Source organism: Gloeocapsa sp. PCC 7428 (assembly GCF_000317555.1).
In the GTDB taxonomy this organism is placed as follows: domain Bacteria; phylum Cyanobacteriota; class Cyanobacteriia; order Cyanobacteriales; family Chroococcidiopsidaceae; genus Chroogloeocystis.
Genome location: NC_020051.1, coordinates 93,572 through 109,738, shown reverse-complemented (window position 1 = coordinate 109,738; position 16,167 = coordinate 93,572). Strand labels below are relative to the sequence as shown.

Below are 16,167 nucleotides of genomic sequence, written 5' to 3'. Positions count from 1 at the left end.
AACCCAACTCAGTTATGCAATATCTTTTTGAGTATAAGTTAGCTTAGCAACTGAGAAAACTGGAAACTCCCTCTAACGGTAGGAGCAAAGAGTCATGAAACTTCCTATAAAACAGTTTAGGTGACTGAAGAAGCTTAAGGGGTGATAAACAGCTAGGGACTAAACTGAATCAACTTTATAGCTCTCAAACTTTGCTAAAAATAAGACATCTTATGAAATTTGAGACGCATCAATGCTGGCTACCCAAAGATGATCGTATAGTCCCACTCAAAAGTTACTATGTCGTTGGTGAACGTGTCCTGATTTCCTTAAGCGGCAAATAGATTTTTGTACCCCTTTATGCTGGAGTTTTTTACTACAGGGGCTAGCCTAATATTGCAAATTACAAGCGTGCTCAATCGATGATGCAACGATTTGAGAAATAGATTTACTTCAATGTACTCAACTGGAGTGTATAGGCACCTAATTGACCAGGAACGCTTTTCCATCGCCCTTGTTTAGCACCATTCCAGAGGATTTTGCCAACTTGCGCTTTAGCTTTAGTCAAAGCCTTACCTTCAATTTCCCCATATAATGCTCGTGCCACTTTTTCAGGAGTCAAGACCTCGCCAACATTTTCTTCTACTATCGTTGTCACTGCTGCTGTAAAACTCATATTCTGATAGCGCGCTAAGAGTTGCTCGTTCGATTTGGTTATTTGTTTTTGTTGGCGAGATTTAGAATCTTGATTTTCCGAGTTTGATGCAATCAGTTTGAGGTCAATCGTATAGCAACCAGGAGAATCTGGGACTTTCTCCCAAAGTCCTTTTTCTACTCCCTTACGCAGAGTATCATTCATTCTCAACCTTTCTGCTTTAAGGTTTTCTTGCTCAACCTCTCCCTGCACAGCACGAACAATGTAATCTAAGTGCAAAATACTGCCTTCATTTTCCTGCAATAGCTGTTCAACAGCTTCAGATTTACTCAAGTGCTGATACTGTGGCAAAAGTGGTGTTTTGAGAAATTGCGATTGTGCTTTGTGCAACTTTGGAGAAGGCAATTGCTGGGGATACTCCAAAAAAGTTGAATGCTCTGGATCTGGGAATTGAATGGGTGAGTCAGATTCTGAGTGCTGTTGTTCGTCTTGCTGGCGATTGAAAGCTGAGCCAACCACCTCTTTTTGGAGAAAATTTGCAGTGACTGATTGTTCTGAGTGTTCCGGTACTTGCTGTGACGGTTGCTGTTCGCTTTCATGGAGCAATTGGGTTAATACTTCATCAACTAACGTCGGCGAAGAAACCTCGCTATCTCTTGAAATATCAAGATGCTTCGGCTCGACAGTTGAGGATACCTCTGTGCGGGAGGTTTCTCCACGAATAGGAGTGTCCGGTGCTGATTGGATAATCTGAAGCTCGTTGTGCTGTAAGATGAGCTGGTCTGCTAAGAGTGCGTTAATATGCGCAATTTGCTCTTTAGCACTTTGGGCTTTTGAGTGTTGTTGTGCGTGTTGTGTTTGGTAGTGCGCTCGGAGTTGAAGTAGACTTTCCGTCAGTTGCTGTTGTTCGACTAACTGATCCACTAACAAAGCATGAATACGATTAAGTTGTTCAGTTGCATGCGAAATCGCACTGGTACATTCTTGCACAATTATGTGATAGCGATCGCGCAGTTCAATGAGGCTATGAATGAAGTGTTGGTTTTGAAGCATTGTTCGCTCTTGAGCGTGGAGTGTCGCTAGCATAATATGTACAGCAGTGTGATATTTCTAACGTATGCCATCTAAGAAAGTTCATGTTCGAGAATACACCGTCAGAGCACACGAACGGGTAATTCATACGCGCGTGTACAAGTTCATCTGCAAGCAGTGTAACAAAGATGTGGAACGCGAAACATATGGTTCGCGTCCTCTGTACTGCGATCGCTGCCGACCAAGTATGATTCACACTGAAACAGCTCACAAGAAAAAACCTCGACCTGTATTAGTTAAGCGGCAAAAACGCCGTAACGCTAGCTAATGAAGTCGTAGGTGCGCTCTGAGCACTACTAATTACCGCTATAGTAAAAGCAACTTTGCTTCCCGACAAATAAGACTAAGTATGAATTCAAGCAAAATCATTAGAGTTAACCAACTGCCTAAGAAGTCAGTAGAAAAGCCTAAGAAGCCTGATGTGCAAACTGCACAAGCAACAGAAGTTGAAAGTGACATTGACAAATTAGATTTTGAGATAGAGCAACCAAAATCTGAATTCAAGCTGGAGTCTTTAGCAGAAGATTATCCAGAAGATTCAGTGTATGGTAGTGGTTGGAGTATGACTGAATTGCGTGAAGAGTTTAGTGGAATATAAAAAAGAGTTGTGTTCAAGAAACAGCGATTAGCTAAATGTAGATAAGTAGATAAAAATCGCTCTATGTGTTTGCAATACCAATTGAACTACAGTGATAGAGCCTACGCACTTTGGTAGCTGTTTTATCATTGACTTGCAGATTTAGCTGCAAAAAGAAAGATGCTTTTCAGCAGAAGGTTAAAGCAGCGCTCAAATCTATTTAAGTTATTTATTTTATCTTCATTAAAGTAAACTGTGCCAAATCCTAAGCGTCATCATAAAATTCCACATTTCTATCTAGATCAATGGAAAGATCCCTGTAGCGAGAAATCTACTATCTGGATTTTTAACAAAGATAGCCTTGACTGTTCGCCTCGCCTGACCAAGGATGCTTTTGTAGAAGGACATTACTTTACCGAGCAAGAGCTAGATGGTACACGCCACGCTCCATTAGAGAATTATCTGAACAGAAATGAAACTATCGCAGCCACCCTCCTTCCTCGTTTGGAGGCAAACGACCCCCTGACGGAATACGATGGCGAAACGCCCCTGCCGGCGGCAGATCGCAATGTGCTTCGGCAATTTATCGTGGGTTTGTTCGTACGAAGTGCTTGGTGGCGGGAACTTCTGCCTCACGTAATTAGCTATGCGAATGCAAAAACTAATCAAGAAGTGAAAAGCCGAACACAGCGAGAGCTAGAACAGGATTTGCGTCAACAAGGGTTCAATAGAACTGATCGTCGTAAAGCATTGAGAGAGAACAAGAAAAAACAGCCGTCAATTGACTCATCTTTGCAGGAATTAACCGCTTCTTGGATTACTAAAGTACATCCTCAATTCATTATTAATGCATCAAACCAATTAGAACTAGCGAAAACTCTTCCCTTCACGATTGTTAGAGTTGAAGGATTACCGTTATTAACTTCTGATACGCCATGCATCATTGAAGAAGATCCATCCATTTTTCAACTTCATAGAGAAAAAGTACTAGGTAGTGCTTTTATTTGTCCGCTTACTCCTCACTTAGCTTTTGTAGGGGCGTTAGGACTGAAGGATGAATATGCTACTTTTGATTCTAATTGGTCTAGATTATTTAATGCAAGGATACGTGCAAATGCGCAAAAAGAACTTATTGCCAATACTAAAGATGTAGATGAAACTTGGTTTTTGAACAACCAAAAACCACCAAGAACGATGCAAGAAATGTTAGAACCTTCCATAAAAAGGTTATTTGTGGGTACAAAGGTTAAGAACAAAGGATTTGGACGTAAGTAATACTTGCACTTTAAAGCTGTTTAACCTTCGTGATTCGGAGGCAATGAAGGCTGGCTCAGTAACGTGCTTTCTAAAACGGCTGACGGAGGTCTTTCTCAGAAATAGTCCCGCTATTTTTACGAGAACGAAGATATTTACTCAAGAATTGATGGAATTATTTACTTTAATGTTCACAATGATGAAGCAATTTTGCTTTATGAAAGGGCAGGGGACGGATTAGTCTGTTCGGAAGATCGAGTCGTGCGCCTTGCTCACCCGCGATTGCATTCTGCGATCCAAAAAGCAGCAATAGACAATAATTTAATCTTTAAGCCATGACCTCTGTCATACCAGTTCCGAGTTCTACTTTTAAGTAGTGCCACATAAAGGGCAGAAGCGAAACTTGAGGGACACGTCGCCTCATTACAACTGAGACAGGGAGCGCGCAATCGTGTTTCACAAGCAAAACAAAATTTGGAGCGAGGATGCAAACACATCGGTTCAGCTTCAGTTCCTGGCGTCCCACATTGAGGACAAATCTTCAACTGCTGCCCAATATCTGATACAGGCACTCCTTGACAAACCGCATCTAAATATTCTTGTATAATCTGCAACGCTCGTGCTAATCCAACACGCGATTTGGAGTTTAGTCGCGTTGTCTTTCCTGATTCAATCTTGCCGATACTTTGCAAGTGAATTCCTGCTTGTTGCGCGAGTTCGGCTTGACTCGTTTTGAGGTTCATCCGCACTCGCCGCACTAAGATCCAGAAAATGACGACGAAGTTTCATAATGATTCAACTTTACTGAAATTACGAGCAATCAATGATTTGACCATTCTGTCCACTACTCTAAACACTCTAGCCAGCTAGATAGTCAAGATCAGTAGCTAAAACGTTCCTATATCTATATCTATGTCTAATGCAGAAAAATAAAACGGCAATGAAATAACTATCGACTGACGGCAGCCGCTTACAGTTACCCCTTGACATTGAAGTCAGGTATAAGGTTTACGCTGGGGTTAGCACTTAGGAGAAGTTTGAGATGACTAAGCGTTTAGTTGAAGTCTTTACAGCAGGTTGCCCGCTGTGTGATGAAACCGTCAAATTGGTGCAATCGTTAGCATGTGAAAGCTGCGAGATTCAGGTGTGGGATTTGCGTGAAGGGTGTTCAACCCACAAATGCCGTGAGAAAGCCAATCAATACGGGATTCATCGGGTTCCAGCAGTTGTGGTTAATGGCAAACTAACAGAGTGTTGTCAAAATCAGCAGCCGATTTCCCGTGAAGCACTAATCGCGGCTGGCATTGGACAACGATAGAGTATGCAAGCAGGAGGGAAACGATTTCTTTCCTACCTAAGGAGTGTTAATGGAATCATGAAAGAAGGTTTATTGATCGGTGAGTTGAGTCAGCGAGTGCATCTGCCTACCCAGACGATTCGATATTATGAACGACTGGGACTGCTTAAAGCACCCAGACGTACCGCATCGCACTATCGCCTTTATACCGCAGAGGATGAAGAACGACTGCGCTTTATTCAAAAAGCTAAGCAGTTTGGGCTATCGCTGGATGAAATCGAACAATTGATCGAGATTAGGTCCCGTGGAACGCCTCCTTGTAATGATCTCAAGCGTATGGTGAAGCAACACCTCGATGAATTAGATCATCGGATTCAAGCGATGCTGGCGTTTCGCCAAGACTTAGCCAATCGATATGAGCAGATTGAAGCCTCACTTGCTGACGCATCTGCTACCCCAACTAAAACCCATTGCAACGGGATAGTTTGTGGATTAATTGAGCGATCAATCGAGACCAGTGATCTTGGAGGAAACTGTGAAACTTAAGGCAGCCCTAATTGCTAGCCTGACTGGAACGGTCATCATTGCACTCTGTTACTTCACCCCAGTCTTGGTCATTGGATTGGGAGTGATTGGTTTAAGTGCGTGGATTGGCTATCTCGATTATGTTCTGCTGCCTACTTTAGGTGCAATGGTTGGGCTGACTATTGTTTCCTACTGGCGCTATCGTCACTAGTGCCAATGCAAAGATTAGGAAATTAACAGGATTTGTAAGATGCACGATTGTTGTTGTGCAACTCCAGATGTATAGCCACATCTTCTGACAAATCGATGTGTCCTCATGATGGTAGCAACGGGAAGCCTGTTAAACTTATTACGCTCAAAAGCTTGCTTCAGCCCATAGCATTGGAACAGTTAGACCCACAGCCGCCGTATTTTTTTTGTGCTCACGCTGAGTGTCCAATAGTCTACTTTTCAGAAGCGGGACAAGAATTTACAACGGCTGATGTGAAAGTCTCTGTGTTTCAGAAAGATCAAAGAGATACTGTTCCAGTTTGTTACTGTTTTGGCTGGAGCCGTCAGCGAATTAATGAAGAGATCAACAGCGTGGTGAGAGCAGTGCGATCGTCGCCATCATGGATGATATCAAAACCAAACGCTGTGGTTGTGAACTCAATAACCCTCAAGGGTTTTGCTGTTTAGAAAATGTTCGTTTTGTTGTTAAAGAATTATTCAAGAGATGATGTCAAATGTTAATCGTTAGAAAGCACATGCCCAGCCACTTCTTCAATCATGCTGCAAAGCTCTTGGCTGTAAGGATCATCGAACGGGCGATCTGCCCAGCGATCGCGATATATTTCTAGCTCGACCTTAAGCGTCTTGATGCGATCGAGTTGCGCGTCCAACTCAGCAATTTTTCGGTTTAATAGGTCTCGCACTAGTGGGCAAGCTGGATCGCCTTGATGTCGAACACCCAAAATCTGCTGAATTTCGGACAGGGAAAACTGGAGAGATTGCGCCTTCTTGATAAACTGCACGCGCTTAATCGCATCAGTAGTGTAATAACGGTAGCCACTTTCGCTTCTGTGGGTCGGTTCAATCAACCCCAATGTTTCGTAATAGCGAATAGTTCCTACTGCAACATCGCTCTGCTCTGCCAGCTCTCCAATCTTGAGCAGTTTCTCTGGCAATCGGTTTTGGCTCAGTCTTCTCATGGCAGTCCCGTTGAATCTGGAGCAAAATGCCCCGCTGCATTTCCAGTCTAAACTCTATAGCTAACTATAGAGTCAAGGCTTTTTGAGCACTATATGGCTCATCTGACATGATAAAGTTGGCGTTTGACGAACCAAATTATTAAAGGTGGGATTAGTAGCCACATCAACAGTGGCAGTAATCCAGTACCCAAAATTGGGACTATTGGCATGAAATCGGCATAAGTCCAAATACCCAACCATCTTGTTGCTAGGCCTTCAAAAATAACTGTAATTAAAACTCCTACAAGTGTAAATACGCTGATTTGCCTTAGACTGGGTTGACGAACCCATTGACGTGACTTTGATCTGGCTGCAACCACCCAAAAGGAAGTAAGCACAATTCCAACATCACCTACTGTAGCCAGAGTGCAATTTCTGATCATCCCAAAGCAGGAAAGCTCAGATGGGACTTGATAGAACGGCATTTGCTGAACCTCCCAGAAGAAAGACAGGAGAAATGAAAATATAGCTACATTCCATTCGGGTGAATTCAGCCAGTGAAAGGAGCGGATGACGGTTCGGGAATTTGACATAGTACACCTCAATAAGTCCTTATGGCTATCATCAACAGTAAAGTCAGGCTGGACGCCCTTTGTTATCTAACCTAGCGTTGGAGGATCGCTATGCATCGCTCAAAAAATGATTCAAATTTTTTCCTTGGCGAAAGTTGCAAGTAAAGTGAGCGATCAAAGAGTAGTAAAGCTATTTCACTCTAGGACGTTATTGATCGCGTAAGAAAATGTTGTCGATGACTTGACTCTATAGCCGACTAGAGACTCTAGCATAGCAATAGTCATCGAGATGTTGACAAATTGTTGATTGAACATTGAATGAATACTATGAAACGTACTCGAATCATTACCAGTGGAATTGTAGTTGGTTTAGCCATGTTGGGAGTAACCGTACTTCCGGCGATCGCTCATGAGCACAATCAAACAACCTCTACTATTGCTCAAAGGCAGCCTGCAACACCTTCTGATACAAATCAGACGCAGACAGCCCCAACAGAAGAACAAATGAGGCAAATGATTGCTCAGTGCAACTCTATGATGAGCATGATGCACAACATGATGGGCAATGACGATATGTCTGGGATGATGAGGCAGCAGAATAGCCCTTCAGGACAGGGCAGGATGAACCCAATGCCAGGACAATAAGATCATCTCTATCTCTGACAAGAGCAACACGCTGAAAACAAAAGTCAATTTCCTTGGCATGTGTTTTGACTGGAAAGTGTTGGTGGGGCAGGTAGCCGTCGGCATTGCAATTGCTGTGTTAGTACCGCAACTGACGCTGAGGGCATTACCACTGCTGTTGCTAGCAGCCTGTCCGCTTGCGATACTTCTAATGATGAACCAAATGGACAAGGATTCAATATCTGCTTCATCACACCGACGATCTTTGTTACCTGCCAGTAAATTGCTTAATCGGGACGAGCAACTGGCTCAATTGCGCGTGTAACTCACACATTATATAAGTCATTCCACCTGACTCCATAGCTTAATGGAGAGTTTAGGATGGACTTGACACATAGGGAATTTTTGTCTTGGCAGACATTCTTCCCTTTATTTCCTGAATTCAGACTGTGCTATGAACAATTCAGATTCTCGAATTCCTGAAGCGATCGCCCCAGAGGTGTTTGCCCGTGCCGCTTGCTTATATGCCCAAGCAGTGCAGGGGTACTCGTTAGAGGAATTAATTCAAGCTGGAGCAGCCGCCAATATTCCGCCCAAATACATAGAACAAGCGGTGCAGGAGATCCGGTTGAAACAGTTCCAAGTGGAGAGACGAAAACAACGGCTCAAAGATACCCTCGTCGGTGCAGGAATGGCGATTGCCCTGTTAAGCGTCTGGAATGTCAATCACTTCCAACCTCAAACTTTGATAAGCCGTATAGTGACCCCTTGCAGTAGCATGATGGGCATGAGGCAATAACCAGGAAACTACCAGAACATTATGAGTCAGTCAAATTCAAACCAGGGAAAGGCTGCAAAATGGTTAGCTTACGCTGTCCCTGCAATCGTATTTTTCATAGCCTTAGGAGGTGCAGCCTGGTTATTTAGTCGTACCAGCCAGCCTACCAGAAGCAATTTGTCCAGTGCTGCATCTCAATCGCCATCCAACCAAACGGATAACTTACTAGCGCCCACTACTTCAGAAGCGTCTCTAAAACCAGCAGAGAACTGGCAGGCAAACAATCACATTCATGGATTAACCGTCAGCCCTGATAGTTTTCAAATTATCTATGTTGCCAGTCATAATGGTCTTCTAAAGCGATCTGAGACAGGTCGATGGTATTGGGTAAAAGAACGGTACGATTACATGGGTTTCATCGCTCACCCAACTGACGCAAATCGCTTCTATGCCAGTGGCCATCCACCAGAAGGTGGCAACTTGGGGTTTCAAGTGAGCCGAAATCAAGGAGTAGATTGGCAAGAAGTTTCCATGTCAGGAGTAGATTTTCATGCAATGGCGATCGCACCTAGCCGCCCTGACATCATTTACGGTCTAGCCACATCTGGAGAACGAGGCTTCTTTGTATCGCACGATGCTGGTCAAACCTGGGTACAGCAGCCTGCAAATGGTTTAGAGGTAATGCCGTTTAGCCTTAAAGTTGATCCTCTCAATGCAGAGCGAGTGGTAGCGACAACACAAGCCGGGCTATATGAAAGTCAAGATGCGGGCAAAACGTGGTCACTCATTCCCAGCACAGCTACTGCTCCAATAGTAGGATTAGCACTGCAAGCAGATGGCGACAGGACGGTGATGTTTGGATATCGCGTCTCTCCTGCCAATACTGGACTATACCGCAGCGTGGACAATGGACAAACCTGGGAGCTTTGGAGCAGCAATGGACTAGAGGGCACAGTTTTGTATCTAGCTGTTGCTCCCAGTAATGCACAGATTTTCTACGCTATTAATGAGAACAATATTGTTTTCCAATCACAGGACGGTGGTAAAACATGGAATGAACTAAGTTAGTAATTGTGAGGAAACGATGCGTTGCATGATGCTTACATTGCTTGTTGACCAAAGTGCCGAGATGGTCAGTACCTTTTAATCTTTTATGAAGCGCAAGCGACGAAAAAAGCAGCACCTTCTCAACCGTCAGAATACCATTGCCCTGACCATCCTGCTGTTGTATCTACTAATTTGCGGGTGGCTCTGGATTCGACCGGAGTTTGATCTATTTTCTGCTGAAGGGCTGAAACAAGCGACTCAACGTTGGGGATGGCTGGGAGTACTGGTTTACACGGGTATTCTGACGCTATCTGTTGTGATCAGCCCGATTCCAAGTGCCCCACTTGCGGTTGTGGCTGGGATGATCTGGGGTCCAATTTTGGCAGGAATTTATAGTGTCATTGGCGGTTTCTTAGGTGGTTTGCTGGCATACTTTATTGGCTATACACTAGGGCGATCGGCTGTCCATGCGCTAACAGGGAAACTCATCTACTTCTCTAAAAATCGAGGGGAAGTTTATCTTGGTTGGGTGATCTTCATCACACGCCTACTTCCAGTGTTATCATTTGATCTGATTAGCTATGGAGCCGGTATCACAGGACTCTCATTGCCAATTTATGCTACTGCAACATTGCTTGGCATGATTCCATCTACTTTTTTTCTAACATTTTTAGGTTCAACATTTACAGTTGGTTTACCGTTAGGGATTGTTCTTTCTATTCTGTTCCTGATTCTGTTGATAGGTTTACCGTATAGTATTCATCGGTACAACTGGTTCAATATGAGAGATATTATTCACTTGGAATGAATGCGTGGTATTATCTCATTACCCATTTAGAATCAAAGTGTAGTGAAGTATTTGTACCTAAATACATTCAGACATAGATCGTGATTTTGTGGATGAGAAGTTACAAATCTAATTAGGAACAGCTTCTATAATAAATGTGAATCAGAGATTTTGCGCTTTCGGCGTTGTTTGAAGTTTGTCGAAAGTAGAACAATGCCAAAAATAACTGTAGAGAGCAGAACAACACTCGCCCCAGAAGCAACGTCGAAATAGTAGCTTAGATAAATGCTTTTGACGCTGCCCAATGCCACGTAACAACGCCCTTGGTGCTCGTTCAAACAACTGAGAAATACATTCAATCGGTGATGCAACACTTTATTGGGATGCTCATCAAGCTGTCGGCACTCTGGGCATTGGCACTGATGCACCAACTTGTCTGCCATCAACTTCCAAAAAACTGCGGCAAACTTATAGCTGAAAAGTGTGAAGTTATTTCTATATGAACCCTAAGTGATTGAGGTTTACCGTCGCGAGAATGCAGTCCTAAAGCTTGTAAGGACTCTATACCGTTAGGATGAACTAATCAGTTCAGTAATGCCTGGTTTTAACTGCTTAGTCAGTTGGTTTTTCTAGCTATCATTGAATAATCTGAATTAAATCAAGTGTTTGTTGGTAGCCAACCCGATCGCCTTGCTGCTGAAAGAGAGTAGCCGCTTGCTGTAAATCTGAAATGGCTGCGGAACGATTGCTCAAAGCATAGTAAGCAAGACCTCGACGACCGTATGCTTGAGCCAGCGCTGGCTCAAGCTGGATGACCTGTGTAAAATCCTCAACAGCTTGTTCATGGTTATTAAGACTGTAGTGAGCCAAACCTCGGTTGTAGTAAGCATCAAGAAAATTGGGAGCAAGTCTTAGAGTTTCATCAAACTTTTCAATTGCCCCTTGTAAATCTCCAACACTCGCCAGAGCAGTCCCCCAGCGAGCGTAAGCATCAACATGGTTTGGATCAATTTCAATAGCTTGACGAAATCCCTCAATTGCTTCTTGATAGTCTCCCAAAAATGCATAGGCAAGACCACGCTCACAGTAGGCTTCCATATAATCGGGATTAAGCTCTATCACTTGGCTAAAATCCTGAATTGCTCCTTGAAAGTTTCCCCGCTCCAACTGTGTTGAAGCCTGAGTGAACAAATTTTCAGCCTGAGTTGATTCAGCAGCCTGAGTCTCCTGAGTACCCAGGGAAATCCCAGTGATCGATATTAGGGCGATCAGAACCATACTAAATTGCTTGACTCTGTAAATCATTTCGCCTCTATCACACAGAATTTTGATTTGGCTCTGTTCTAATCTTGCATAGAACCATCTTCAATCAAGGTTGCAACAGTTGCTAACCATTCAGTTCCACTATAACAGCGACCAACTCTCAAGTGTTGAAAATTTATCCAAGAGATAACAGCGTACTTTCTGAATGCGGTGCGATCTAACCTGAATGTCCTTAATAGAATCACTGTAAACTCGATCTTCCTAGACCAAACGTCAACAGTAGCCCGCCCTAGGTTAATTGATGGCACTTTTCTTAAAGAGACGAATTCGCATTACCAGATAAGTATAATGCAGTGAAACTTAGCAATTCTAATTCAGCTTGACAAGAATTGATTGATTTTCAACTTTAAGGGAGTAACTTACTAAATCTCTCGTGGCTGGATCTTGAGTGACTTGTCCACGCGAATCAAATTCAGATCCATGACAGGGGCAGACAAACTGGCTCTGATTATCTTCCCACTTCACAATGCATCCAGCGTGGGGACAGGTGGGATTGAGTGCCACAATTGTCTGGGGGTGAGAAGCACTACCCACTACGATGAGTCGAGTATTACCGACTTGGACTTGCAGTTTGCCTGCGGATTGATCTAACTCAGACACGTTGCCAACTACCACAAAGCCATCCGATCGTGAATTGGCAGCAATGCGTTTGAAGCCACAGGCTACCAGAATCGGTAGCAATGTGCTGGTTAGCCATCCCAGTCCTATCCATCTAAAGAAAGCGCGGCGATTCATACATTAGAAATTGACGAGAAGTGCAGTTCCATACATGATGGCTAAACCTAAACTAAATCCAATTAGACTGACAGTAGAGAGCCAGTTACTACCTGATCGATGAGCAGTGCGTATCAAGTATGCTCCAACCTCCACCATCACTTGCAAGATTGCTCCGACTCCAATGCCTAAGAAAACTGCTGCCCAGTGAGGTGAAAAGGTAAAGGCTCCAATCCAAGCGCCAATAACAGCGGGCAGTCCTGCTAAGGCAATTAAACTGAGGAACGTCGTGAATTTAGGGCGTGCATCAACCAGAGGCGCAGCAATTCCGATTCCCTCTGTAATGTTATGCAGGGTGAACCCAACGACGAGCAGTGAACCAAGTGCTGCTTCTCCAGCTGCAAAAGCAGTGCCAACTGCCAATCCCTCTCCCAAATTATGCCAGCCAATTCCCAATGCCAAATAACTTGCAAGTGCCTTCCCTTCTGGAGATTTGCCACCTTGTCTGCCAATCGCCAAAATCGCAAGAAACGAGGTGATAGCAACAAGCCAAACAAGCGCACTAGCAGAGAAAGCACTTGCTGACTTCGTTGCAAGTTCTAATCCTTCCTCCAATGTGTCTACGAGAAGAAATGCCAGCATGCCAACGGTCAGTGCCAAAATGAACTTCATTCCCTGTCCGCCTAATTGTTTTAAAGCTGGGTAGAACAGCATTCCTAGAGTTACAGGCATGACTCCTATATATAACCCCAGCAGCGCATACGCCAAAATGCGAATCAACGAAAATTGGGGCGTTGGTACGGCAACAGCAATCTCATGATCAAACCCGATTCCCGTATCGGTGATGAACCGAATGTGATGCGCCTCATCGAGCACCCAGGGGTAAGGCAATTTGATCCAAGCCGTTTGCAATCGGGGTAATTCTCCAGGTGGCGTTTGGGTAAATTGCCAGTAGGCTCCGTCAACCTGAATTTGGGCAATTTGCATCGGTTCTGAGCCGCTGGCTCTCACTAATAAAGAGATACCTTGATCGCCTAGCAAAGTTCGCTCTACTGTAAGCTTCTCAATTGGAGGGGCTGAAACTCCTAATGGTTCAAGTGGATTGCTAGAAAGAAATACTCCGATCGCGAGCGCCAGTGCAACGAGCGGCAAGATGATCCAAAGCAATGTCTTTCTCATGCCACCACCTCAAATGCACTCATCCAACCGAGTTCCAAAAATTCTGACTGGTGAGCGTGGAACATATAAATGCCCAGTTCATGCTTCTGAAATGTAAACTCCAAAATGCCTCGCTGGGCTTGGCATTGCATGATAGTATCAACCGTTCGCAACGTTGGTATTAACGTGGTTCCGTGGTCGTAGTAATCAAAAAAGTTTCCGTGGAGATGGAAGGAATTGATCGGGTCAAACTCAGTGACATTGATCAAATACACTCGTACTGGGCGATCGCGCTCAATCTGAATCGGGCGTTTCATAAACTCATGCGGAATCGTATTGACCGCATAGAATTCGTTCTCCTCGTCAAAATTGGTGTCAAATGCGTTCATCACCATGAGAAACTCTTGCCACTTGGCGTTCTGCGGACTACCGAGTAACCGAGACTGGGCTTTTTCTTGTTGGTCAGGATGTTGTTTAGGATCAGGGTCGATAATAAACGCGCCGTAGAGTCCTTTGTGCAGGTGTCGTTTGAACGGAGCAGAGTGACAATGATAGAGGTGACAGCCAAAGGGTTTGGCATCAAACTCATAAACCACTTCCTGTTCAGGAAATGCTTCAAGCGTGCCAGGAACACCGTCTTGCCGTGCTGAATGAATGCCGTGAAAATGTAGCGTGTGTGGATGAACACCTGGATTTTTGAAGCGAATCCGGACGCGATCGCCTTCCGTGACTCGCAGCGTTGGACCCGGAACGCGCCCATTGTACGTCCAGGCAGGATAAACCACTCCAGGAGCAATCTCAACCTCCTGTTCTGCAATTGATAATTCAAACTCTCGCAACGTCCTACCATCAGTTAATTGCGAGACTTTTCCTCCCTCCCAATCTGTCAAGATAACTTGCGGATCAAACCCATTGCGGAAATTGTCTACGTCTCCCATCGTCATACTGCCTCCATGCACAGGCACAGAATGACCTAAAGGTGTGCTAGTGTCCCCAGAAGTGGGAGTTCGAGCAAAGGCACTACTGGGCAAAAGCTTACTCAGCAATGTCCCAAAACTTAATATGCCACCACCGATGAGCGATCGCCGCTTGAGGCTCAAATCCATGATTTTTTTCTCATATTTCTTTCATAATTGCACAACTTACCCCACTTTAATTAAGTTCAGCTATTAAAGTTTGTAAGCGAGGTGGACTAGTGGATGCTCATACTTTACGAAGCTCGTAGCAATCATTGAGGGTTTAGAGGTATCACGAACAAACTGCCACCTCATAAGAACCTCATTTTTCTTCTATAGCCTTTAGGTAGAACGATAAAGATCGAGTTCCAAATCTGCATCATATTGCCAAGCGGAGGTTGAAACCTAATCCATGCGATCGTCGATAGGTAAAACTTATCAATCGTAAACCTGTACTCTACACATTGATTGGGCTTCTGACAGGTGATGCGGTAACAACCTTAGCTCTGTTGCTAACTGTCAAGCCACTTCCCCAGGTTTCTCAAGCCCATTTTAATCCTTTATCGACCCTATCCTCTCAAACTATTCCTGGAATGTGGGGCATGATAGGACAACCCGATCAACACTTTATGGTGATAATGATTCCCCATCATGAAGGCGCGAACACAATGGCAGACCTGGCATTAGAGCGATCGCAGCTTTCTGAAATTCGCACCCTTGCTCAGTTCATTAAAGACACTCAAGCCCTCGATATTGAACAAATGTAAACCTGGCATCGGCATATAACGCCGACACAGTGGACAATGGATGGCTGAGTCTGGTTAGCAACCTGGCATGGGTTGTATGGGTATGAAAACTATGCTAGGCAATACAATAGCGCTGCAAAATGTTGCCGACTTTGACCGCGCCTTTATCGAAGAAATGATTCCTCATCATTAGATAGGTGTCATGATGGCGCAAATGGTGTTAGCCAATAGCGATCGCCCAGAAATCCGAGAACTAGCACAAAACATTATTGATACTCAAACGGCTGAAATTAACCAGATGCAGCAATGGTATCAAGACTGGTATCAGTAGATCCTCAAAAAGGAGGTTTGTATGTATCATCATCTAGTTTTAAGCGCATTTGTCCTGTCGCTGATAGTATTTGCTCCTATTACTGCATTGAGCCAACCTACCTCAAAGAACCAATCATGGCGATTGTCATGGTGGTAATCGTGGCGGTCGCGGTGGTTGTTGGTGGTAGTGTTCAAGCCTCACATCACTCAAGTCAAATCCTAGGGGCGTACATCATCACTAATACGCCTACGAAGACAATGGCGGCTCCGACTCAATCCAGGCGATCAGGTACAACATTGTCGATTCTCCATCCTCTGGGGATGGAGAGGATGATGAAAACTCCACCGTAAGCAGCATAAGCCCGACCAAAATTTGCGGGTTGAAAGGTTGCAACAAAGCCATAAGTTGTTAGCAAAGCAGCCCCACATAGCACCAACCACAGCCTTTTACCTTCACGCAACCATAACCAAACTAAATAGCCACCTCCGATTTCACACAAACCAGGCAGAACGAATAGAAACAATGAATTGATCGTACTCATATTGCAATAGTTCAAGATGCAGACTGCTGAACTATTGTCACTGATAATGCCCTTTTCCCT

23 protein-coding genes and 1 pseudogene are annotated in these 16,167 nt (G+C 44.2%); 14 read left to right on the top strand and 10 right to left on the bottom strand.

Annotated features, from left to right (window positions below):
* Window positions 1–427: 427 nt before the first annotated feature.
* Window positions 428–1,687: a hypothetical protein gene (locus GLO7428_RS25110; RefSeq protein ID WP_104547886.1), complete on the bottom strand. Its 1,260-nt coding sequence runs from the start codon at window positions 1,685–1,687 to the stop codon at window positions 428–430.
* Window positions 1,688–1,751: 64 nt separating this feature from the next.
* On the opposite strand from GLO7428_RS25110, the gene GLO7428_RS27125 reads away from it, so the two are divergent.
* From GLO7428_RS27125 to GLO7428_RS25100, 3 genes are all read left to right on the top strand, one after another.
* A complete protein-coding gene (locus GLO7428_RS27125) occupies window positions 1,752–1,994 on the top strand; it encodes a hypothetical protein (protein ID WP_071882463.1) in 243 nt (80 codons plus the stop codon).
* A gap of 81 nt (window positions 1,995–2,075) precedes the next feature.
* Entirely contained in the window at window positions 2,076–2,324 is a 249-nt protein-coding gene (locus GLO7428_RS25105) for a hypothetical protein (RefSeq protein WP_015328606.1), read from the top strand.
* Window positions 2,325–2,558: 234 nt separating this feature from the next.
* The gene (locus GLO7428_RS25100; protein ID WP_015328605.1) at window positions 2,559–3,578 is read left to right on the top strand and encodes a DUF4238 domain-containing protein; all 1,020 of its coding nucleotides are present in this window, start codon (window positions 2,559–2,561) and stop codon (window positions 3,576–3,578) included.
* 251 nt (window positions 3,579–3,829) lie between these two features.
* Here GLO7428_RS25100 and GLO7428_RS25095 read toward each other — a convergent pair whose 3' ends face one another.
* Window positions 3,830–4,300 carry a helix-turn-helix domain-containing protein gene (locus GLO7428_RS25095; RefSeq protein ID WP_210404519.1) on the bottom strand — a complete coding sequence of 157 codons (471 nt, stop codon included), beginning with the start codon at window positions 4,298–4,300 and terminating at the stop codon, window positions 3,830–3,832.
* Between the two features lie 299 nt (window positions 4,301–4,599).
* Here GLO7428_RS25095 and GLO7428_RS25090 point away from each other — a divergent pair, with 299 nt between their 5' ends.
* The 4 genes and pseudogenes from GLO7428_RS25090 to GLO7428_RS28695 all read left to right on the top strand — a co-directional run bounded on the left by GLO7428_RS25090 (window position 4,600) and on the right by GLO7428_RS28695 (window position 6,098).
* Window positions 4,600–4,875 (top strand): thioredoxin family protein, encoded by a 276-nt coding sequence (locus GLO7428_RS25090; protein WP_015328603.1) that lies wholly within the window; start codon window positions 4,600–4,602, stop codon window positions 4,873–4,875.
* Between the two features lie 57 nt (window positions 4,876–4,932).
* Entirely contained in the window at window positions 4,933–5,400 is a 468-nt protein-coding gene (locus tag GLO7428_RS25085) for a heavy metal-responsive transcriptional regulator (RefSeq protein WP_015328602.1), read from the top strand.
* Window positions 5,390–5,590: a mercury resistance system transport protein MerF gene (gene merF / locus GLO7428_RS25080; RefSeq protein WP_015328601.1), complete on the top strand. Its 201-nt coding sequence runs from the start codon at window positions 5,390–5,392 to the stop codon at window positions 5,588–5,590. The genes GLO7428_RS25085 and merF overlap by 11 nt, the downstream gene beginning before the upstream one ends.
* 95 nt (window positions 5,591–5,685) lie before the next feature.
* Window positions 5,686–6,098, top strand: a pseudogene (locus GLO7428_RS28695) ((2Fe-2S)-binding protein).
* A gap of 9 nt (window positions 6,099–6,107) precedes the next feature.
* Here the strand turns inward: GLO7428_RS28695 and GLO7428_RS25070 are convergent.
* Window positions 6,108–6,569, bottom strand: coding sequence for a heavy metal-responsive transcriptional regulator (locus tag GLO7428_RS25070; protein WP_015328600.1), 462 nt, complete (start codon window positions 6,567–6,569; stop codon window positions 6,108–6,110).
* A gap of 878 nt (window positions 6,570–7,447) precedes the next feature.
* On the opposite strand from GLO7428_RS25070, the gene GLO7428_RS25060 reads away from it, so the two are divergent.
* Window positions 7,448–7,765 (top strand): hypothetical protein, encoded by a 318-nt coding sequence (locus GLO7428_RS25060; RefSeq protein ID WP_015328598.1) that lies wholly within the window; start codon window positions 7,448–7,450, stop codon window positions 7,763–7,765.
* A 44-nt stretch (window positions 7,766–7,809) separates the two neighbouring features.
* Here GLO7428_RS25060 and GLO7428_RS29315 read toward each other — a convergent pair whose 3' ends face one another.
* Window positions 7,810–7,995, bottom strand: coding sequence for a hypothetical protein (locus GLO7428_RS29315; protein WP_231295690.1), 186 nt, complete (start codon window positions 7,993–7,995; stop codon window positions 7,810–7,812).
* Here GLO7428_RS29315 and GLO7428_RS29870 point away from each other — a divergent pair.
* From GLO7428_RS29870 to GLO7428_RS25040, 4 genes are all read left to right on the top strand, one after another.
* Entirely contained in the window at window positions 7,923–8,069 is a 147-nt protein-coding gene (locus tag GLO7428_RS29870; protein WP_352534525.1) for a hypothetical protein, read from the top strand. The two genes, GLO7428_RS29315 and GLO7428_RS29870, sit on opposite strands and share 73 nt — an antisense overlap.
* Window positions 8,070–8,198: 129 nt before the next feature.
* Window positions 8,199–8,543, top strand: a complete 345-nt coding sequence (locus tag GLO7428_RS25050) for a hypothetical protein (RefSeq protein ID WP_015328597.1) — start codon at window positions 8,199–8,201, stop codon at window positions 8,541–8,543.
* A gap of 21 nt (window positions 8,544–8,564) precedes the next feature.
* Entirely contained in the window at window positions 8,565–9,590 is a 1,026-nt protein-coding gene (locus tag GLO7428_RS25045; protein WP_015328596.1) for a F510_1955 family glycosylhydrolase, read from the top strand.
* 85 nt (window positions 9,591–9,675) lie between these two features.
* On the top strand, window positions 9,676–10,377 hold the full coding sequence (locus tag GLO7428_RS25040; protein ID WP_015328595.1) for a TVP38/TMEM64 family protein: 702 nt from the start codon (window positions 9,676–9,678) through the stop codon (window positions 10,375–10,377).
* 125 nt (window positions 10,378–10,502) lie between these two features.
* On the opposite strand, the gene GLO7428_RS28690 is transcribed toward GLO7428_RS25040, so the two are convergent.
* The 5 genes from GLO7428_RS28690 to GLO7428_RS25020 form a co-directional block, all read right to left on the bottom strand.
* On the bottom strand, window positions 10,503–10,799 hold the full coding sequence (locus GLO7428_RS28690) for a hypothetical protein (protein WP_071882462.1): 297 nt from the start codon (window positions 10,797–10,799) through the stop codon (window positions 10,503–10,505).
* Window positions 10,800–10,992: 193 nt separating this feature from the next.
* Window positions 10,993–11,547: a tetratricopeptide repeat protein gene (locus GLO7428_RS25035; RefSeq protein ID WP_196797665.1), complete on the bottom strand. Its 555-nt coding sequence runs from the start codon at window positions 11,545–11,547 to the stop codon at window positions 10,993–10,995.
* Window positions 11,548–11,988: 441 nt separating this feature from the next.
* Window positions 11,989–12,414, bottom strand: a complete 426-nt coding sequence (locus tag GLO7428_RS25030; protein WP_015328593.1) for a ubiquinol-cytochrome c reductase iron-sulfur subunit — start codon at window positions 12,412–12,414, stop codon at window positions 11,989–11,991.
* 3 nt (window positions 12,415–12,417) lie between these two features.
* Window positions 12,418–13,572, bottom strand: a complete 1,155-nt coding sequence (locus GLO7428_RS25025; protein ID WP_015328592.1) for a ZIP family metal transporter — start codon at window positions 13,570–13,572, stop codon at window positions 12,418–12,420.
* The gene (locus tag GLO7428_RS25020) at window positions 13,569–14,657 is read right to left on the bottom strand and encodes a multicopper oxidase domain-containing protein (protein ID WP_015328591.1); all 1,089 of its coding nucleotides are present in this window, start codon (window positions 14,655–14,657) and stop codon (window positions 13,569–13,571) included. The genes GLO7428_RS25025 and GLO7428_RS25020 overlap by 4 nt, the downstream gene beginning before the upstream one ends.
* 314 nt (window positions 14,658–14,971) lie before the next feature.
* On the opposite strand from GLO7428_RS25020, the gene GLO7428_RS29305 reads away from it, so the two are divergent.
* On the top strand, window positions 14,972–15,274 hold the full coding sequence (locus GLO7428_RS29305) for a DUF305 domain-containing protein (protein WP_015328590.1): 303 nt from the start codon (window positions 14,972–14,974) through the stop codon (window positions 15,272–15,274).
* Between the two features lie 181 nt (window positions 15,275–15,455).
* On the top strand, window positions 15,456–15,584 hold the full coding sequence (locus tag GLO7428_RS29300) for a DUF305 domain-containing protein (RefSeq protein ID WP_210404517.1): 129 nt from the start codon (window positions 15,456–15,458) through the stop codon (window positions 15,582–15,584).
* A 253-nt stretch (window positions 15,585–15,837) separates the two neighbouring features.
* Here the strand turns inward: GLO7428_RS29300 and GLO7428_RS25010 are convergent, their stop codons facing one another.
* The gene (locus tag GLO7428_RS25010; protein WP_015328587.1) at window positions 15,838–16,107 is read right to left on the bottom strand and encodes a YnfA family protein; all 270 of its coding nucleotides are present in this window, start codon (window positions 16,105–16,107) and stop codon (window positions 15,838–15,840) included.
* Window positions 16,108–16,167 lie beyond the last annotated feature (60 nt).